Below are 18,887 nucleotides of genomic sequence, written 5' to 3' on the forward strand. Positions count from 1 at the left end.
CGGCTCCGCCTCGACTCCCGCTGGAGAGTACCGACCATGACCACCGTTATGAACTCGACCGAAACCGGCATCCTCGGCACCTGCGGCATCGACGCAGACAGCCTCGCCACGGACCTCGACACCATGGCGTCGTTCCCCTACACGGACAAGTACAGCGACTTCGTCTGCGGCGCCTGGAAGAGTTGCGCGGTGTGGAACGGCACGGGCCGCGGTCTCGACGCGGGACTCAACCCCTACGAGGGCCCGGCCGTCGTCACCGACCTCGGCCAGCGCCTGCCGTACGTGCGGCATCTCGTGGGTGAGCTGTTCGACCTGTCCCTCCTGAAGTACGGCCGGCTCGCCCGGCTGACCCCCGGCAGCGCACTCGTGCCACACCGGGACTACCTCGAACTCGACACGAACCTGATCCGGATCCACCTGCCGCTGGAGACCCACGAGTCCTGCGTCAGCTCGCACAACACGACCCTGTACCACATGAACGTCGGTGAGATCTGGTTCCTCGACGCCACCCAGGCCCACAGCGCGGTCTCCGGGTGGACGAAGGACCGCACCCACCTGGTGCTCGACTTCCAGGCCGACTCGCTCGCCGCCTGCTTCACCGGCGAGGTCCAGCCGCCCAGCATCCCGAGCACGCACCAGGTCGAGCGGCTGCCGATCGACCAGGAGGAGATCGCCGCGTTCGAGCGCGCCGGGGCGCTCATGGACACCACCAACTACCGGGACTTCCTGAAGATCGCCATCAAGACGATGTTCACCCGGGACATCACCCCCGACGGCGTGTTCGACATGCTGGAGGGGGCGGCCCGGCACTCGCCCGTCGCCGCGCAGCTCGACATGATCCCCCCGATGCGGACGTACTTCCTGCTGGCCCGAGAGTCCTGAGGCGGATCATGCGACACGCCAGCGAAGTCTGTGTCGTCGTGGACGGGTACTCGACGGCCAACGCGCTCGCGCCGGCCCTCGCCGGGTACGGCCTCGGCACGGTGCACGTGCAGAGCGACCCGGACCTGCCGCAGTTCCTCCTGCGTACCGGCGTCGACCACGCCTATGTCGACACCTACCTGCACGACGGCGACGTCAACACCATCGTCGACCGGCTCGACCGGGCGGGCCTGCGCCCGCGCAGCGTCGTGGCCGGCGCCGAGACCGGTGTCGAGCTGGGCGACCAGCTGGCCGAGGCGCTCGGCGTGCCCGGCAACGACCCGGCGACGACCCGGTGCCGCCGCGACAAGCACCACATGGCACGTGCTGCGGCGGCCGGGGGCGTCGCCGTCATCCCGCACCTGAGCACCGCCTCCCGCGACGAGGCGGCGGAGTGGCTGCGCGCGGGGGGCTGGCTGGGCGACGCCGTCGTCAAGCCCCGATCGAGTTCCGGCAGCTTCGGTTTCCTGCGCTGCCGCTCCGAGGCGGACCTCGACACCGCGTTCAAGGGCTGGCTGGGCGCGCCCGACGTGTTCGGCTCCCCGATCGGGGAACTCCTCGTCCAGCCGTTCATGACCGGCGACGAGTACGCCGTCAACACCGTGTCGGCCGGGGGCGAGTACATCGTCTCGGACATCTGGCACACGAAGAAGCGCCACGAGGGCGGTACGGCGCTCTACGACCTGGAGCGGCTCGTCGATCCGCGCGACGCCGTCTTCGAGCGGTTGCACGGCTTCGTCGGGACCGTGCTCGACGCCCTGGACATCCGCGAGGGCACGGCGCACACGGAGGTCATGATGATCGCCGGTGAGCCGGTGCTCGTCGAGACCGGCGCCCGGTTCATGGGCTCGATCGACATCTCGCAACTGACCAGGGCGACGGGCACCAACACGGTGCAGCTGGTGGCCGAGACGATCGTGGCTCCGGACCGCTTCGCCGACCGGGTCCGCGAGGACTGGCGCCCCGTCCTGCGCCGGCACGCCGCCATGGTGCAGTTGCTGTCCCGCCACTCGGGGACCCTCGCCGGCTACGATCTCCGCCTGCTCCGCGAGCTGCCGTCCTTCCACGCGGTCGACACGTACCTCGTGGCCGGCGACCCGTTGCAGGTCACCGTCAACTCGTACACGACCCCGGGCCTGGTCTTCCTGGTCCACGAGAGCCCGGAGACGATCTCGGATGACTACCGCAAGCTACGCGAACTGGAGGCAGCGGGTGCCTTGTTCCTGTCGGCCTGACCGGCACACGCCGCAGCCGCCCGCCGGCGGCACCGCACGCCCCCGCCAGCGGGCCGCTAGGCGGGAGTCGGCCGCGTGAGCGCGCCGGATCGGACCGTGTCGCAGGACCCGGCAACCGACTACCTACGGGCGGTACGCGAGGGTGAGCTGCCACCGGACCTGCCGGCCCGCACGGCCGCCCGGGTGCTGGGGCCCGACATCGAGGCACAGAGCTTCCACCGGGTGATGTTCGTCGACGAGCGGGAGTTCGCGTCGTTCTACGCCGACTTCACGGTGCTGCTCGACGTCGTGGGACGGTTGCCCCACCTGCTCGCCGGTGGCGACACGGCCGCGTTCGGCGCGCTGACCGACGTGCCGGAGGTGCTGCGCCCGCTGCTGGCCGGCACCGACCTGCCCGCCCTGGTGCCGTACGGCCGCGCCGACCTGATCCACGACGGGACCGGGTTCAAGGTCCTGGAGCTGGGCCTGAGCCCCGCCGTCGGCGGTGCCGAACGCACCGCCTGGCTCCCCGCCGTCATGGCGGAGCCGGCCTTCCGGCCCTTCGCCGAGCGGCACGGACTACGACACCTCGACCCCATCACCGCCCTGCTCGACGTGCTGCGCACGGTGGAGAACACGGGCAGGGGGCAGGACGCCGAGCCCGGGCCGGCGGAGGTGCTGATGGTCGAGGCGACCGGTGCGCTCGAGGAATGGGCCGACGACTGGCGTCCCCTGGGCGAATGCCTGGAGGCGTACTCCGATCGTCCGCTGCGGACCCGCCTGGCGGAGGTCGCGGACCTGCACGAGCCGGACGGCCGCGTCGCCGACCACGTCGCCGGGGCGACCCACCTCCTGCGGCTGTTCAACCTGATGGAGCTCGCCGAGGAGCCGGATCCCGTGCTGGCCTGGCGGCGGCTGCACCCCGCGCCGGGCTCCGCCCTGCCGCCGATGGTCACCTCGCCGGTGCACGACATGTACAACAGCAAGGCGTGCCTCGCCCTGGTGTGGCTCCCCGAGGTACAGGACGCGCTGACCGACGACGAACGCGCCGCGCTGCGGCGCGTCCTCCCCGAGACGACCTACGTCGACGCGGCCACCGACCTGACCGGTTTCGTCCGCGACCGGGCGGACACCATCCTGAAACCCACCAATCTGGCCCGCGGTGAGGGCACGGTGGCCGGCTGGACGGTCGACGACGGGACGTGGCAGGCGGCGCTCGCCTCGGCGGCCGAGAGCGGCCGCCACATCCTGCAACGGAGGGTCGTCCAGCGGGCGGAGCCGGGCTTCGACACCGACGGCGTCACGGAACGGGACTGGTACGCGGTGTGGGGGATGCACTACGGGCCCGGTGGGCACACCGGCTTCACCTGCCGCCTGACCACCGTGCCGGGGACCGTCGTCCGTGGCATCGCGAACGTCCTGCTGGCACCGGTGCTGTTGCACCCGGGGGCCTGAACATCGCCGCCGGTCACGGGTAGGAGATCACCCTGAAGAAGAACTTCCGCCTGCTGTGGAGCGCCGAGACCGTCAGCCAGTTCGGCTTCGAGGTGGCGACGGTCGTCATTCCGCTGTTCGCCGTGAAGACGCTGAACGCCACGCCGGCGCAGGTCGGTTTCCTGGTGACCTGCGAGTTCCTGGGCTTCCTGCTCCTCGGGCTGCCGGCGGGCGCGTGGATCGACCGCCGGCGCGGGGAACGGGTCCTGGTGTTTTCCAGCCTGGGCCGTACGGCCGTGTTCGGGGTCGTCGCGGCACTGGCGCTGGCCGGCAACCTCACCATGCCCGCGCTGTACGCGTTGATGTTCGCGGGGAGCCTGTGCACGGTCTTCCTGGGGATCTCCTACCAGAGCGTCCTGCCGCGGATCGTCGACCGGCAGCTGCTGCCCGGCGCCAACTCGCGGGTGGAGTTCACCCTCTCGCTGGCGGAGATCACCGGCCCGGCCATCGCCGGCTTCCTGCTGGCGCTGGCCACGTCGTCGTACGTCCTCGGCGCCACGGCCGTCTGCTTCGGCATCGCCACGCTGCTGCTCAGCCGGATCCGGGTGACCGGTGCGGCGGCGGCCACGCCGGCACGCACCACCACGCTGGTCAAGGACGTACGCGACGGCATCAGGTACGTGCTGCGGGTGCCGATGTTCCGGGTGATGGCCATCCGCAGCTCGACGTACAACTTCTGCAACATCGCGACCACCACCATGTTCCTGCTGCTGCTGGCGTCCGTGCTGCGGCTGCCGTCGGCGTACATCGGGATCATCTTCTCCGGCGCCGGCGCCGGAGCGACCCTCGGCGCCCTCCTGGCGGTGCGGCTGTCCCGGCGCTTCGGCGTGGGGCCGACCGTCCTCGCCGCGTGTGTGCTGGCGGGGATCGTGTCGATTCCGCTGCCGTTCGCGCGCAGCGGTGCCTGGCTGATCGTGGCCGGCATCGGCTACGGCGTCGCCTCGGGCTGCATCGTCGTCTCCAACATCCTGCAACTGTCGGTCCGGCAGGCGCTGTGCGCGCCGGGCATGCAGGCCCGGTTGAGCGCGACGATGCGGTTCCTGGTCTGGGGCGTGATCCCGTTGGGCGCGTCGGTCGCGGGGCTGGTCGCGAACGTCATCGGCGTCCGCCAGACCCTCGCGCTCGCGATCGCCGGCGAACTCGTCTCCATCGTCCCGCTGTACTTCTCGCCGCTGCGTCGGGTGATGGAGATGCCCACCGAGCCCGAGCCCGAGCCGGCCCCGGAGCCGCAGCCCGAGGGGGCGGCGAGCGACGGGGCACGGCCGGCGGCACGGCAGCTCAGCGACTGAGCTGAGCGACCTCGTCGTCGTCCAGCGTGATGACGCCGGCGAGGTACTGGCGCGTCGATCCGCCCAGGATGACCCGGTCGCCGCGCAGCTCGCAGTTGGCGCGGATGGTCAGCGTCTTGCCGAGCCGGGGAGAGAACTGACGGGAGGTCAGGCTGGTCCTGCCCAGCACCTCCGCCCAGTAGGGGACCAGCATGCAGTGGGCCGACCCGGTGAACTGGTCCTCCGGGATCGACTGCTTGGGGCCGAAGAAGCGGGCGACGAAGTCGGAGGAGACGCCGGGGGCCGTCACGACCACCGCGCGCCGGTCGAGGGTCCCGAGCATCCGCTGGTCGGGTTCGATCGCGCGCAGGTCCTCCTCGTTGTCGTAGACCGCCATGTAGTCCATGCCGCCGTAGACGGCGGTGGGCGCGATCGACAGCCCGGCGAGCAGGGCCTCCGGCGGGTCGACCCGCTCGCGCGGCAACGCGGGGAAGGACATCGAGAACTGCCCCTCGGGCGTACGGCTGACCACGAGCGGACCCGTACGGGAGTGGAAGGTGACCTCGTCCCACTCGGGCCGCAGGTGGTGCAGCACCACGTGGGCCGCGGCGAGCGTGGCGTGCCCGCAGAGGTCGACCTCCATCGACGGGGTGAACCAGCGCAGCGCGAAACTGTCGCCCTGGTCGATGATGAACGCGGTCTCCGCGAGGTTGTTCTCCAGGCCGATCGCCTGCATCACCTCGTCGCTGAGCCACTCGTCCAGTGGGCAGACGGCGGCCGGATTGCCGAAGAACACCCGGTCGGTGAACGCGTCGACCTGGTAAAGGGGAATCTCCATCGTGCCTCCAACTGGTGTCGGTGTCGTCAGCGGGCCGCCGGCCCGATCGCCCGCACGCGCTCGATCAGCCGTCGGCGCTCGTCGGCGTCCAACGGGATGGCCCAGCCGCTGGCCGCCGACTGGTGGATGTTGACCACGGCCGAGCCCCGGTCGGCGCGGATGTTCATACCGGAGCACTCGCCGCCGAGCACGTAGAGCCCGAGCACGACGTGGTGGGGCACCGGCTCGGCGGCGGCCTCGGGGGCGAACCGGCACCCGGCGAGCTGCACGCGGCGCTGGGCGAGCCAGCCGTCGGGGCCGCGCTCGTCCAGCCGGGCGGCGATCGTGTCCGCGTCGTGGTCGGCCCCGAGCATCACGTCGTGCCCGCCGGACGAGTGCCCGAACTTGAACACGTACTCGGCCCGGTCGGCCAGCAGGCGGTCACGGTTCTCCGGGGTCACCGAGACGGTGTGGGGCACGTAGCGGGCCACCATGTCGCGTACGCCGGCGGGCAGCAGGCTGGCGAAGCGCTCCTCCCAGAACATCGCCAGCCAGCGCTTGTGCGTACGGATCTCGGCCTCGAAGAGGTTGATCACGGAGGCGCCGCTGCCGACCAGCCGGGTGATGAAGTCGTAGTCGTCGTCCATGTCCTCGTGCATGAAGCCGCGATAGACCAGGGTGCGCTTGCCGGCCGACGGCTCGAGCCACCGCTGCGGATAGTCGCCGTGGTAGACGAGGTCGACCGGCACGTCGGGCAGTCGCCGGCGCAGCGTCTCGGTCAGCAACTCGAAGCCGAAGTAGCCGACCCCGATGCGGCTCGACCAGTCGCACACCACCACCCGGTCGAAACTGCCCTCATGGAACGCCTTGGTGACGACGTCCGCGATCTGTTCCTCGGGCCGGGGCGTGTCGGCGAGCCACGGGATGTCGAGCGCCTCACCCATCACCTGGTAGCAGTCGTGGAACTCGAATCCGGAAATCGACGAGTCGACGTTGAATTCGCAGAACTGATAGCCGGACGGGGTCGGCAGCACGTCGATTCGGGCGAAGACCTGCTCGATCGACTCCAATTGTTCCCAATTGACGAAGGGCGCAATCTCGGCGGGCAGGCCGAATTCCGTCAACAACTGTTCGCGCGGCCCCGACCGGAGGAACTCGCGGAGCACCACCGTCTGCGCTTCCAGCAGGGCGCGGGCGGCCTCGGCCATCTGGTCGAACTCGTCCCGGTCGATGACGAGCGGATAGGGGATGAACCGCATCCGGGTGGCGCCGAGATCGTCCATGAAACGCCGCACCGGGGGCGCGGCGGCGACGAACGCGGACCGCGCCGGCTCGGTCTGCAGCGCGGCCACCAGCGGCTCGTTCAATTCCGCGAAATTGCAGTCCGAGTTTTGATCCCGCACCGTGAACCGCACCCCTTCGCCCGCCTCGTTATTGAATCGGATGCGAGTGTACGGCACGAGCGGCCCGGCGGGCAGGGGCGAACTCATGGTATTGATTGCGGACACGGTAAGTGTCGAACATTTCAGGGGTCGACCAATGCCGGGGTCGCCGAGTACAGTGACCGGCCGGCGGCTGGTCCCCGCTTCGTACGCGACGGTGACGACATCGGCCGACGCAATCGCGATTTCGCGCGTGTCCCGATGCCGGACACGGAACCGTCACCCGCGAATCGCCCGCGATGCCGCACCCGGAATCGGCCCGGTACGCATCCGTCATCCCCCGCAGAGACAGGATCACCGCCATGACCGCACTCCTGGACGCCGTCGCCGCGGGCGTCACCATCCACGACCTCAGCCAGCCGTTCGAGGAGGGGATGCCCTGCGCGCCGAACCACCCGGGGTTCCGCCTGGCTCTGCTACGCCGGCACGGCGACGTGGTACGCGCCGACGGCGGCTCGTCGGCCGGCGAGCTGATCATCACCGGCGGGCACGTCGGGACCCACGTCGACGCGCTGTCGCACATCTCGCAGGACGGGCTGCTGCACGGTGGCCACGACGCCGCCGAGGCGCAGTCCGGTGGCCGGTTCCGGGTGCACGGCGCCGAGACGATTCCGCCTCTCGTCCGGCGGGGGGTGCTGCTGGACGTCGCCTCTGCCCACGGCGTCGACGTCCTCCCCGGCGGGTACGGCGTCACCGCCGACGACCTCGAGCGGTGCCTGCGGCGTACGGGCGTGCGGCTGGCCGAGGGTGACGTGGCGCTGGTGCGTACCGGCTGGGCCCGGCACTGGTCGGAGCCGGCGGCCTATCTGGGTCTCGACACGGGGGTGCCCGGGGTCGACCCCTCCGGCGCGGCCTGGCTCGCGGACCACCGGGTCGCCCTGACGGGCGCGGACACCACCGCCTACGAGCAGATCCCTCCCGGCGCCGGGCTCCGCGCGCTCCCCGTCCACCGCCTGCTGCTGGTGGAGGCCGGCATCTACATCGTCGAACACCTGCGGCTGGACTCGCTGGCGGAGGCCGGCGTGAGCGAGTTCCTGTTCGTCCTCGCCCCGCTGCCGATCGTCGGCGGCACGGGCTCGCCCGTACGCCCGCTGGCCGTCGTGTGACCCGCGCCCGGCCGCCTCGCGCCATCCCCGTCGTCGCTCGGGCGCGTAGTCTCGGCCGGTGATCGAGATGCCGCTCACCGCTCGGCAATGGCGTCGCCGGGCGGCGGTCGCCGCTGCTGTCGCCTTCGCGGTGGCCTGCATAGCCGCGCCGATCAGGCAGGCGGTGACGAGGGCGATCGAGGCGGGGCGGGGCGAGGGGACGCCCGCTGCGGCGGCCGAGGCGTACCTCCTGGCGGTCTTCCAGCCTGACGACAGCCCCGACATCAACCGGTGCCTGTGCGGCGACAATCGGGACGAGCTGTTCCGGCAGGCTCGCGACCTGCGCAAACAGGTCGCGTCGCAGGCCACCTTCGGCGTACGGGTCGAGACGACCAACTGGCACACCGACTCGGACGGCACGGTCTCCGCGATGGTGGACCTCCGGTTCACGGAGATCGACCCGACGGGAAACGTCACCCTCACCGGCGCCACCCACCGATGGCGCTTCCACACGACGGAAGAGGGTGGCCTCGGCGGCGGCTGGAAGGTCTGCCGCGTCGAGGCGCCGCCGCTGTGCGGCACCTACCTCCGCTGCTGACTTCCACCATTGCGACGGAGGCCCGCTGACCGCTGGTCAGGCTGCCGGTGCGCCGGGGCCAGGGCCGACTCCACGCCGGGGCCACCGTGGACGGTCAGGCCCCGGCCTCCTTGATCAGGTCCGGTGTGTAGCCGAAGAGGCCGGGAAGCCCGCCGGTGTGCAGGAACACCACGGTCTCCGTCGCGGCGATGTCGCCCGCGCGTACGGAGTCGATGAGCGCCGCCGCGGCCTTGCCCGTGTAGACGGGGTCGAGGGTGATGCCCTCCGTGCGCCCGAACAGGCGGATCGCCTCCCATACCGCCGGTGAGGGCAGTCCGTAACCGAAGCCCAGCGCTCTCTCGGTCACGTGGACGCGGGTCAGTGCCGGCGCCGGGACGCCGAGCATCGCGGCCGTCTCGCCGACGAGCTCATGGATGCTGGCTGACGCGTCTGCCGCCGGCTCGGACACCGAGGCGGCGTCGATCCGCACCGGCCAGTCCAGCAGGGTCGCACCGATGGCCAGGCCGGCAGCGGTGCCCGCACTCCCCACCGGCAGGACTATCCGGTCGACATCCTCCAGCTGCTCTCTGAGCTCAGCGGCAGCGTTCAGGTAGCCGAGCACCCCGAGGGGGTTGGATCCGCCCACCGGGAGGGTGGCCGTGCGCCGGCCTTCTCCCGCTGCCTCAGCGACGATCTGCCGGTGGGTGGCAGCCGTCTCCTCATCGTGTTCGCAGACGTGGACCCGGGCGCCGTAAAGGAGATCGAGCGCCACGTTTCCCGACCGCTCGTACGCCTCGTCGGACCGTGGCGCGGTCCGGGCGGAGGATCCGGCGATGCGAGTCACCTGCCTGGTGAGGAGCAACTCGCAGCGAAGGCCGAGCCGGGCACAGGCCGCTGCGGTCTGGCGGCCGTGGTTGCTCTGCAGGCCGCCGAACGTGATGATCGTGTCAGCGCCATCAGCGACGGCGGCGCCCAGGAGGAACTCGAGTTTCCGCAACTTGTTCCCGCCGACACCCAGTCCGTTGACGTCGTCCCGCTTGATCAGGATCCGGGGTCCGCCGACCTCCTCGGTCAGGCGAGGGCACGCCTCCAGCGGGGTCGGCCAATGGCCCAGCGCGACCTTGGGAAAGCGCGACAAGTCGACGGCGGGACGGGGCATCGCTGCCTCCCTCAAGATTAAGCGTGGACTGAGGGTAAATCATGAGGCGAGCCTAACTGGATCATTGACCGGTCTCAATTGAGACGCCACAATCCACATATGGTTGTGATCGCACGGAAGAGACTGGTGAACGAAAGCCCGAACGAGCGCTTCGCCGAGGGCTACGTCTTCCCCTGGCCGGAGGCCGCGACTCCCCCTTTCGGGGCGATGACCTGCTGCATCTCGCCCGGCGAGAAGTGTGAGCCTGACCAGCACAATCAGGACGAGATCGCATTCATCTACCGAGGTCAGGGACAGATTATCGCCGGCGGGGAGGTCTGGCAAGTACGCGAGGGCGACGCGGTTTTCATTCCGCGCAATGTCGAGCACACCTTCAACAACACCGATCCCGAAGGGGATTTCGCCTTCTTCTCCGTGTGGTGGCCGTCCGTGGAGCCACAAGACGCCGTGGAAGAGGGCTGAGATGGAGAGATCGTGGGCGCTCCGGCGGTAGCTGAATACGTGCTGTCGTCGAGTGAGGTCGAGCGGATCCGGAGCCTGACCAGATCACTCGAGGGCGGGAGCATCGACGATGGACGGTTCCTCGCCCGGGCCGCGGTCCGGGCCGACGAGCTTCCCCGTGGCCTCCGTACGTTTCTCGAGGACTTCCGGGTCACCGAAAGTTCCCCTGCCTGTCGCGTCAGAGGGCTGCCGGTCGAAGCTGAGCGCATGGGCCCGACGCCTGTGGTCTCCAGCCGTCAGCGGGTGAAGGCCGCCAGCGAGACCCGGGCGGAGCTCGTCGCCGTACTGCTGAGTTCATGCCTCGGCGACGTCTTCGGCTGGCGCTTGCAGCACGACGGTTCCCTGATCCACGACCTGGCGCCGCGGCTCGAGCACGAGGACACCGGGCTCGGCACCGGCAGCCGACAGGCGATCAACTGGCACACGGAGGACGCGTTCCACCCTTGCCGGGCGGACCACGTCGGCCTCCTGTGCGTCCGCAATCCCGCCGAGGTGCCCACGACCGTCGGGTTTCTCGACAGCAGCCTGCTGAGCGACCGCGACCGGCAGCTACTTTCCCAGCCGGTGTTCACGTTCAGGCCCGACCCGTCCTATTTCGTCTCCGGCGCTGAGCCCCTTCCCCGGCCGGACAGGGGAAGCATCCTGTTCGGCGATCCGGCCGATCCGTACCTGCGATTCGACCAGGACTACATCGACCTGCCGGCTGGCGTCGAGGGGATCGGGGATGCGATTGAATCTCTGCGCCGCGCGATCGAGGTGAACCTGATCGACCTCCCTCTTCACTCCGGGGACATCCTGTTTCTCGACAACCGGCGGGCCGTCCATGGCCGGGCGTCATTCGAGGCGACATATGCCGGAACCGACAGATGGCTCAAGCGCGTCAACATCACCCTGGATCTCAAGCGGTCACGGCATCTCCGTGGCTCGGCCATCGATCGCGTGATCCGCGTCTGATCCACTTCAGCCGAGGTCGTCCAACTGCTTCTGGACCCGGTCCGCGTCGACCGGGCGCCCTTTCCCGCGGTACAACCGGATCGCCTGGGCCCAGACCTCGCGGGCCTGGTCGGCGCGGCCGGCCGCGGCATGGACCTGACCGAGCCGATCAAGGGCGTTCGCCTGGTAGTAGACGCTGTTCAGCCCTCGGAAAAGGGCGAGCGCCGCGTGATAGTGCGTGAGCGCGTCATCCGGCCGCCCGGTGTGCTGAGCGACATATCCCAGACTGGCCAGGGTGTTTGCCTCACCCACGCGGTAGTCGTGCTGTCGGCACAACGCCAGCGCCGCCTCGCAGTGCGCCTGGGCCTGGGCATAGTCGCCAAGCCGTGCCTCGAACCAGCCGACGGCGTTGAGCATCGCCGCTTCCCGTACCCGCAGGCCCAGCTCCCTGTAGAGCTGGAGCGCCTTCGTGGCGTGCCGGTGCGCGGCCTGGTCCTTGCCGGCCCGCCCGTTGGCCCACGTGAGGATCCGGTGCGCGTGTGCCTGGGCGGACAGGTCGCCAGCGTCCTGTGCCACCTGGAGAGAGCGCGTGAGCTGTGCGAGTGCCTCTTCGTGATCGTCCAGGTTGAGGTTGGCGTCGCCGAGCAGCCGGTGGGCCAGGGAGATGACGGCGGGATCGCCGACCTGCCGGGCCGACTCCAGGCCGGTCTGCCAGACCGCACGCCACTCCCGAAGGTGGCCGCGCCGGTAGTGGAAGGTGTCCATGCACCACGCCAGCTGCCATGCGAGGTCGTGCATGCCGAGCTCGGCCGCGAGCTGCTGCGCGGCCATCAGGTTCGCGTGCTCGGCCTCGAGCCACGCCACTGCCTCGGCCGGGTCGGCCAGCGGCAGCGGATGGCAGCCGGGGGCCGGCGCGTCGATCCCGACCGGATGCCGGTGCGGGTCGAGCAGCCGCTCGGCGCGGTGGGCCGTGTGCCGGTAGAAGTCGATCACCCGGCGGAGCGCCTCTTCGCGGTTGCTGTCGGACAGGTGCTCCCGAGCCTGTTTGGTCGCGTAGAGCCGGAGCAGGTCGTGCATGCGGTAACGGCCAGCGACCTGCTGCTCGACGAGATGGGCGGTTTCCAGCTCCCGCAGCAGGAGCCTCGCCCGCGCCGGCGGCAGCCCGGCCAGCTCCGCCGCGGCCGCCAGGCCGATGTCCGGCCCGGGAGCCAGCCCGATCAGCCCGAACATCTCGGCTGCGGGGTCGGTCAGTGCCTGGTAGGACCAGGAGAAGACGGACTCGAGATGCAACGGGATCTCACCGGCGTCGAAGCCCTCGAGCCGGGTTCGCAGGTCGGCCAGCTCATCGGCCAGCCCCGACAGTGGGAGGGCTGGATGGGCGATCACGCGGGCGGCCACGATGCTCAGCGCGAGGGGCAACCCGCCACACATGGCGAGCAGGACCGCGACGGCTTCCGGCTCAGCTCTGAGCCGCTCCTCCCCGAGGTGGTTGGCGAGCAACTGACGCGCCTCCGGCTCGGAGAGGGGCGCCAGGTCCACAAGCTGGGCACCGTGCTGTGTCGCCAGGCCTGCCAGCCGGCGCCGGCTGGTGATCAACACCGTGCAGCCGGGCCCGCCGGGCAGCAGCGGTACGACCTGCGCGGGGTCGCGCGCGTTGTCGAGCACGATCAGCATGCGCCGGTCCTCCACCAGGCTGCGGTAGAGACCGATCTGGGTGTCGAGGTCGGGGGGAAGCTTCGTCGGATCCTCGCCGAGCGCGTACAGGAAACCGCGGACGGCCTCGGCGACGGACATCGGCTCGCCGGTCGGCGCGAATCCCCGCAGGTCGACCAGGAGCTGGCCGTCCGGGAAGCGGTCGAGGTGCTGCCTGGCCCAGCGCAACGCCAGCGAGGTCTTTCCGATCCCGCCCGCCCCGCCGATCGCCGAGATCACCACGGTCATGCCAGCTCGCGTGGCGTGGTCCAGAGCGTCGGTCAGCATCGCCAGCTCAGCCGACCGGCCGGCGAACCGCTGCGGCGCGGACGGTAGCTGCCTGGGGATCGTCCGCCTCTGGGCACTTTCCACGGCAGGGGACGCGTCGCCGGTGCGCGCCGGAGCAAACTCCGCCTCCGCGACCTTGATCCGCCGGAATCCCTGAAGGAGCAGCCATCCGCCAATGCTCGCTGCGACGCTGACCGCACCAGCCTGCCGGATCGCCTCCGTGACGTCGCGACTCAACGCAAACTGAAGGTGGCCGTCGATCCAGGCCAATGCCTCATCGAGCCACGCCTTTGCCACGACATATGTCAACCAGAAGGCACCGGCCGCAACGACCAGCACCACCAGCCGTGACCACACCCACCACCCGGCTCTGGACCGCCGCATCTTCCGCCCCCTCGGCCCGGCCGATCGACACAACGTCGCCAATAGATGCTGTCCGAACCAAACGATGATGTCGAGCCCTCGACGGAAAGGCGCTCCTGAATGTCCGGAAGCAGATCCAGCCGCGCGACGCGGAATAACGATCAAGTCGCCCTGCACTCAGCGGGTCGGCGAGGATCGGAGCGACACAGCCTTCCGCTGGAAGCCACCGCCTCGATGGAGGTCGACGTTGAGAAGGTGCCACGTGCCATATTGACGGCAACGCCTCTCGGCCAAAAATCCTGGTCAAGAGGCGTTGTGGTGTCGAGTGGCGGAGGGTGTGGGATTCGAACCCACGAAGACATCGCTGCCTTACCGGTTTTCAAGACCAGCGCCATCGGCCACTAGGCGAACCCTCCCGGTCCGCGCCCCCGTGGGGTGCGCGACGTGCCTAGTCTGCCACGCTCCCGCTGCGGGCGAGCGGGCACCGCGCCCGTGCTGAGATGATCGACGGTGTGTGGCAGGTCCCGTCGGTGGTGCTGATCAGCGGAATCATGGCCGCCGGAAAGTCCACTGTGGCCGAGGCGCTGGCCCGGCGGCTGCCCCGCGCGGTGCACCTGCGCGGCGACGTCTTCCGGCGGATGGTGGTGAGCGGCCGGGCGGAGATGACCGCCGAGCCGTCGGCGGAGGCCTGGCAGCAACTGCGGCTGCGCTACGACCTCGCCGCGTCGACGGCGGACCGCTACGCCGCCGCCGGCTTCACCGTGGTGCTCCAGGACGTCGTCCTCGGCGCGGAGCTGCCGGCGATGGTCGACCGGATCCGGCACCGGCCGCTGGCGGTCGTGGTGCTCGCGCCGAGCCCCGAGGTCGTCGCCGCCCGCGAACAGGCGCGGGAGAAGAAAGGGTACGGGGACTGGCCGGTCGCCGCGCTCGACGCGGACTTCCGGGCGCAGACGCCCCGGATCGGGCTGTGGCTGGACAGCTCGGCGCTGACCCCGGCCCGGACGGTGGACGAAATCCTGGCCCGGGCGTGGACCGACGGACGGGTGGGGTAGACACGGAACATGCGCGCGATGACTGTCCCGGAGCCCGGCGGACCCGACGCACTGGTCTGGAGCGAGGTGCCCGATCCGGAGCCCGGGCCGGGCGAGGTGATCGTCGACGTACGGGCCAGCGCGGTGAACCGGGCCGACCTGCTGCAACGGCAGGGGCACTACCCGCCGCCGCCGGGCGCGCCCGCGTACCCCGGGCTGGAATGCTCCGGGGTGATCAGCGCGATCGGGCCCGACGTGGCCGGCTGGGAGGTGGGCCGGGAGGTCTGCGCGCTGCTGTCCGGCGGCGGCTACGCGGAGCGGGTGGCGGTGCCGGCCGGGCAGCTGCTGCCGGTGCCGGCCGGCGTCGACCTGGTCGACGCCGCGGCGCTGCCCGAGGTCGCCTGCACGGTCTGGTCCAACGTCGTGCACCTGGCCCGGCTCGGCAAGGGCGAGACGCTGCTGCTGCACGGCGGCGGCAGCGGGATCGGGACGTTCGCGATCCAGCTCGCGGTCGCGCTCGGCGCCACCGTGGCGGTCACCGCCCGTTCCGGAAAGCACGAGCGGCTGCGTGAGCTGGGCGCGGCGCACACGATCGACTACCGCGAGCAGGACTTCGTCGAGGAGATCCGCCGGGTCACCGGCGGCCGGGGCGCGGACGTCATCCTCGACATCATGGGCGCCGCCTACCTGCCCAGGAACGTGGCGGCGCTGGCCACGGGCGGCCGGCTGGTGGTGATCGGCATGCAGGGCGGCCGCAAGGGCGAGCTGGACCTGGGGGCGCTGCTGGCCAAGCGGGGCACGATCGCGGCCACCGCGCTGCGGTCCCGCCCGCTGGACGAGAAGGCGGAGATCGTACGCGGCGTGCGCGAGCAGGTGTGGCCGCTGGTCGAGTCGGGGGCGATCCGGCCGGTCGTGGACCGGCGGGTGCCGATGACCGAGGCGGCGCGGGCGCACCGGCTGGTCGAGTCGAACGACCACGTCGGCAAGGTGCTGCTCACCACCGGCTGACGCGCGGTCTCGCCCGGGGTCAGGACGCCGGCGTCGGGTCCGCGACCTCGCGGGGGAGCACGAGGCGGGCGCCGGGGCCCTCGCCGGAGAGCGAGTCGCCGGGGTTGTAGAGCGTGCAGCGTTGCAGGGACAGGCAGCCGCAGCCGATGCAGCCGTCCAGGTCGTCGCGGAGCTTGGTCATCAGCCGGATCTTCTCGTTGAGCCGCTCCCGCCAGGTCGCGGAGAGCCGCGCCCAGTCCTCCGCGTTCGGCGTACGGGAGGCGGGCAGGGAGTCCAGCGCCTCCCGGATCTCCTCGAGCGAGATGCCGACCTGCTGAGCGATCCGGACGAACGCCACCCGGCGCAGCTCGGTACGCGCGTAGCGGCGCTGGTTGCCGCCCGTACGCTCCGCCCGGATGAGCCCGAGCCGCTCGTAGTAGCGCAGCGCCGAGGGTGCCACGCCGCTGCGGTGGGAGAGCTGGCCGATGGTGAGGGACTCGTGCATCACGTCGCCTTGAGTTGAAGCGGACTTCAACTTGCAGGCTAGCGGCATGACCACGACCACCGCCAGCGCGGGTCCGGCCCCATTCGCCGCGCCACCCGCCGACCCGGCCGCCGCGCCACCCCGTCACCCGACCGCTCCGCCGCTGCCGGCACCCGTCGCGCCGCGGTACGAGCGGATCCGCGCGGGCCGCGAGTTCGGCGCGAACGTCCGCTCCACGGTCGACGTGCTCTGGGTCCTCTACGACCGGGTACTCCGGGTCACCCCGGAGACCGTCGACGACCCCGGGCGGGACCGGTTCCTGCTCTCCAAGGGGCACGCCGTCGCCGGCTACTACGCCGTGCTCGCCGCCAAGGGGTTCGTCCCCGCCGACTGGCTCGACGACCAGGGCGGGCCCGACAGCCGGCTCGGCGACCACCCCGACCGGGTGCTGGTGCCCGGGGTCGAGATCGGCTCCGGCTCGCTGGGCCACGGGCTCGGCCTCGGCGTCGGCACCGCGCTCGGGCTGCGCGCCCAGGGCCTGCTGACGCCCCGGGTGTACGTGCTGCTCGGCGACGCCGAGCTGGACGAGGGCTCCAACCACGAGGCGATCGCGTACGCGGGGGCGTCCGGGCTGGGCAGCCTGACCGCGATCGTCGTCGACAACGGCTCCGCCACGCACGGCTGGCCGGGCGGCGCGGCGAGCCGGTTCACCGTCAACGGCTGGACCGCCACCACCGTCGACGGGCACGACCACGACGCCCTGCACACCGCCCTGACCGGGCACGACAACCATCGGCCGCACGTCGTCGTCGCGGTCGTCGACCAGGGGGAGTGACCGTGCGGGACCGCTTCATCGAGACCACCACCGCGCTGCTGGCGGAGGATCCGCGTACGGCCCTGGTGCTGGCGGACATCTCCGCCGACGCGTTCACCCCGGCCGCGTACCGGCACCCGGACCGGGTGCTCAACGTCGGGATCCGGGAACAACTGCTCCTGGGCGTCGCCGGCGGGCTCGCGCTGACCGGGCTCCGGCCGATCGCGCACAGCTACGCCCCGTTCCTCGTCGAGCGGGCGTACGAGCAGATCAAGCTCGACCTGGACCACCAGGGCGTCAGCGCGGTGCTGGTCAGCGTCGGCGCGTCGTACGACCGGGCGGCGGCGGGCCGGACCCACCTGTCCCCGGCCGACGTATCGCTCGTCGACACCCTGCACGGCTGGACCGTGCACGTTCCCGGTCACCCCGACGAGGTTCCGGCGCTGCTGCGGGACGCGGTGGCCGCGGACGGCTCGGCGTACCTGCGGCTGTCCACGCTGCACAACGCCCGGCCGTACGGTGGCGACGGCGCCCTGCGGATGCTCCGGGACGCGGGCCCGGGCGCGCCGCTGCTGGTCGCCGTGGGGCCGGTGCTCGACGCGGCGCTGGCGGCGGTGGCCGACCTCGGGGTGAGCGTGGCCTACACCCACCGGCCGCGGCCGTTCGACACGGCGGGGCTGCGGGCGCTGGCCGGCGACGCGGTGATCCTGGTGGAGCCCTACCTGGCCGGAACCTCGGCCCGGGTCGTGTCGGCGGCGCTGGCCGACCGGCCACACCGGCTGCTGGCGCTCGGCGTGGGACGCGAGGAGTTGCGCCGCTACGGCTCCGCCGAGGACCACACCCGCTGGCACGGGCTGGACGCCGCCGGGCTGCGCCGCTCGGTCGCCGGGTTCCTGGAAACGGCTCCGGTGCCGGCCGGCCGCTGAGTCACACCGGCCAGCGACCAGCGGCGGGAGGTGCTGGTCGCGACGAACGGGAACCGGGGCGGCGGGGCCGTCCCGCGTGGCGACGCGGAAGGGTCAGTGCGTCGGGGTGCCGAGGGGACGGCGGCGGGTGCGCTCGCGGCCGAGGATCCAGATCGCCTCGACGCCGTCCTTCCAGGTGATCTTCTTACCCTCCTCGCGGCCCCGCGCCCGGTAGCTGATCGGGACCTCGTAGGGGCGGATGCGTCGACGCAACAGCTTGCCCGTGACCTCGGCCTCCATGCCGAAGCCGCGGGAGCGGACGTCGAGCGAGCGGTAGAGCGCGACCGGCATCAGCTTGAAGCAGGTCTCCAGGTCGCCGATGTAGGAGTTGAACAGCACGTTCGCGGCCATCGTGACGCCCTTGTTGCCCATCACGTACCAGAAGCTGTAGGCGCTGTGGCTGCCGAAGGTGCGGTTGCCGTAGACCACCGTGGCCCGCCCGTCGAGCACCGGGTCGAGCAGCTTCGGGATGTCCATCGGGTCGTATTCCAGGTCGGCGTCGAGAATGACCATGTAGTCGCCCTCGGCGTTGTCGACCGCCGTCTTGATGGCGGCGCCCTTGCCGGCGTTGCGCTGGTGGGTGATGACCCGCAGGCGCGCGTCGTCGGCCCGACCGAGGATCTCACCGGTGCCGTCCCGGCTGCCGTCGTCGACCACGACCAGCTCGATCTCACACGGGTAGTCGACCGCCAATGCCTGCTTGAGGGCATCCGCGATGCGTTCTTCCTCGTTGTAGACCGGCATGAGGATCGAGAGCTTCACGGGAGTCTCCACGGTGGGGACGATATGTCGGCCCTAGCCTAGCCTTAAGGCCGCCGGCCCGGTGTTCAGCACTGCGAGCATCGGGCGCGG

18 protein-coding genes and 1 tRNA gene are annotated in these 18,887 nt (G+C 71.1%); 12 read left to right on the plus strand and 7 right to left on the minus strand.

Annotated features, from left to right (window positions below; genetic code table 11):
• Nucleotides 1-36: 36 nt before the first annotated feature.
• From ACGFIR_RS00170 to ACGFIR_RS00185, 4 genes are all read left to right on the plus strand, one after another.
• Nucleotides 37-882 (plus strand): aspartyl/asparaginyl beta-hydroxylase domain-containing protein, encoded by an 846-nt coding sequence (locus ACGFIR_RS00170; protein ID WP_393005481.1) that lies wholly within the window; start codon nucleotides 37-39, stop codon nucleotides 880-882.
• 8 nt (nucleotides 883-890) lie between these two features.
• Complete coding sequence (locus ACGFIR_RS00175) at nucleotides 891-2,156, plus strand: hypothetical protein (RefSeq protein ID WP_393142375.1); 1,266 nt, start codon at nucleotides 891-893, stop codon at nucleotides 2,154-2,156.
• Between the two features lie 75 nt (nucleotides 2,157-2,231).
• On the plus strand, nucleotides 2,232-3,590 hold the full coding sequence (locus tag ACGFIR_RS00180; protein ID WP_393142376.1) for a hypothetical protein: 1,359 nt from the start codon (nucleotides 2,232-2,234) through the stop codon (nucleotides 3,588-3,590).
• A gap of 92 nt (nucleotides 3,591-3,682) precedes the next feature.
• Nucleotides 3,683-4,918 (plus strand): MFS transporter, encoded by a 1,236-nt coding sequence (locus tag ACGFIR_RS00185; protein WP_393005475.1) that lies wholly within the window; start codon nucleotides 3,683-3,685, stop codon nucleotides 4,916-4,918.
• On the opposite strand, the gene ACGFIR_RS00190 is transcribed toward ACGFIR_RS00185, so the two are convergent.
• Both ACGFIR_RS00190 and ACGFIR_RS00195 read right to left on the minus strand, forming a co-directional pair.
• On the minus strand, nucleotides 4,908-5,735 hold the full coding sequence (locus ACGFIR_RS00190) for a PhzF family phenazine biosynthesis protein (protein WP_393005473.1): 828 nt from the start codon (nucleotides 5,733-5,735) through the stop codon (nucleotides 4,908-4,910). The two genes, ACGFIR_RS00185 and ACGFIR_RS00190, sit on opposite strands and share 11 nt — an antisense overlap.
• A gap of 26 nt (nucleotides 5,736-5,761) precedes the next feature.
• Nucleotides 5,762-7,204 carry a hypothetical protein gene (locus ACGFIR_RS00195; protein ID WP_393142378.1) on the minus strand — a complete coding sequence of 481 codons (1,443 nt, stop codon included), beginning with the start codon at nucleotides 7,202-7,204 and terminating at the stop codon, nucleotides 5,762-5,764.
• Between the two features lie 254 nt (nucleotides 7,205-7,458).
• Here ACGFIR_RS00195 and ACGFIR_RS00200 point away from each other — a divergent pair, with 254 nt between their 5' ends.
• Nucleotides 7,459-8,262, plus strand: coding sequence for a cyclase family protein (locus tag ACGFIR_RS00200; RefSeq protein ID WP_393142380.1), 804 nt, complete (start codon nucleotides 7,459-7,461; stop codon nucleotides 8,260-8,262).
• Between the two features lie 58 nt (nucleotides 8,263-8,320).
• Entirely contained in the window at nucleotides 8,321-8,839 is a 519-nt protein-coding gene (locus ACGFIR_RS00205) for a hypothetical protein (protein ID WP_393005467.1), read from the plus strand.
• Nucleotides 8,840-8,933: 94 nt separating this feature from the next.
• Here the strand turns inward: ACGFIR_RS00205 and ACGFIR_RS00210 are convergent, their stop codons facing one another.
• Nucleotides 8,934-9,977, minus strand: coding sequence for a D-cysteine desulfhydrase family protein (locus tag ACGFIR_RS00210; protein ID WP_393005465.1), 1,044 nt, complete (start codon nucleotides 9,975-9,977; stop codon nucleotides 8,934-8,936).
• A gap of 99 nt (nucleotides 9,978-10,076) precedes the next feature.
• On the opposite strand from ACGFIR_RS00210, the gene ACGFIR_RS00215 reads away from it, so the two are divergent.
• Both ACGFIR_RS00215 and ACGFIR_RS00220 read left to right on the plus strand, forming a co-directional pair.
• Nucleotides 10,077-10,439, plus strand: a complete 363-nt coding sequence (locus ACGFIR_RS00215) for a cupin domain-containing protein (RefSeq protein ID WP_393142382.1) — start codon at nucleotides 10,077-10,079, stop codon at nucleotides 10,437-10,439.
• Nucleotides 10,440-10,451: 12 nt separating this feature from the next.
• Nucleotides 10,452-11,432, plus strand: coding sequence for a TauD/TfdA family dioxygenase (locus ACGFIR_RS00220; RefSeq protein WP_393142384.1), 981 nt, complete (start codon nucleotides 10,452-10,454; stop codon nucleotides 11,430-11,432).
• 6 nt (nucleotides 11,433-11,438) lie between these two features.
• On the opposite strand, the gene ACGFIR_RS00225 is transcribed toward ACGFIR_RS00220, so the two are convergent.
• Together ACGFIR_RS00225 and ACGFIR_RS00230 are read right to left on the minus strand one after the other, a co-directional pair.
• Complete coding sequence (locus tag ACGFIR_RS00225; protein ID WP_393142386.1) at nucleotides 11,439-13,733, minus strand: ATP-binding protein; 2,295 nt, start codon at nucleotides 13,731-13,733, stop codon at nucleotides 11,439-11,441.
• A 347-nt stretch (nucleotides 13,734-14,080) separates the two neighbouring features.
• Nucleotides 14,081-14,170, minus strand: a tRNA-Ser gene (locus ACGFIR_RS00230).
• 84 nt (nucleotides 14,171-14,254) lie between these two features.
• Here ACGFIR_RS00230 and ACGFIR_RS00235 point away from each other — a divergent pair.
• Together ACGFIR_RS00235 and ACGFIR_RS00240 are read left to right on the plus strand one after the other, a co-directional pair.
• Nucleotides 14,255-14,806, plus strand: coding sequence for an AAA family ATPase (locus tag ACGFIR_RS00235; RefSeq protein ID WP_393142388.1), 552 nt, complete (start codon nucleotides 14,255-14,257; stop codon nucleotides 14,804-14,806).
• 9 nt (nucleotides 14,807-14,815) lie between these two features.
• Nucleotides 14,816-15,793, plus strand: coding sequence for an NAD(P)H-quinone oxidoreductase (locus ACGFIR_RS00240; RefSeq protein ID WP_393142390.1), 978 nt, complete (start codon nucleotides 14,816-14,818; stop codon nucleotides 15,791-15,793).
• A 19-nt stretch (nucleotides 15,794-15,812) separates the two neighbouring features.
• Here ACGFIR_RS00240 and soxR read toward each other — a convergent pair whose 3' ends face one another.
• Nucleotides 15,813-16,277 (minus strand): redox-sensitive transcriptional activator SoxR, encoded by a 465-nt coding sequence (gene soxR, locus ACGFIR_RS00245; protein ID WP_393005451.1) that lies wholly within the window; start codon nucleotides 16,275-16,277, stop codon nucleotides 15,813-15,815.
• Between the two features lie 46 nt (nucleotides 16,278-16,323).
• Here soxR and ACGFIR_RS00250 point away from each other — a divergent pair, with 46 nt between their 5' ends.
• Entirely contained in the window at nucleotides 16,324-17,091 is a 768-nt protein-coding gene (locus ACGFIR_RS00250) for a transketolase (protein ID WP_393142392.1), read from the plus strand.
• A gap of 2 nt (nucleotides 17,092-17,093) precedes the next feature.
• A complete protein-coding gene (locus ACGFIR_RS00255) occupies nucleotides 17,094-17,996 on the plus strand; it encodes a transketolase family protein (RefSeq protein WP_393005447.1) in 903 nt (300 codons plus the stop codon).
• 93 nt (nucleotides 17,997-18,089) lie between these two features.
• On the opposite strand, the gene ACGFIR_RS00260 is transcribed toward ACGFIR_RS00255, so the two are convergent.
• The gene (locus ACGFIR_RS00260; RefSeq protein ID WP_393005611.1) at nucleotides 18,090-18,797 is read right to left on the minus strand and encodes a glycosyltransferase family 2 protein; all 708 of its coding nucleotides are present in this window, start codon (nucleotides 18,795-18,797) and stop codon (nucleotides 18,090-18,092) included.
• Between the last annotated feature and the right edge of the window lie 90 nt (nucleotides 18,798-18,887).

This window comes from Micromonospora sp. NPDC049051 (genome assembly GCF_043197575.1).
Lineage (GTDB): Bacteria > Actinomycetota > Actinomycetes > Mycobacteriales > Micromonosporaceae > Micromonospora.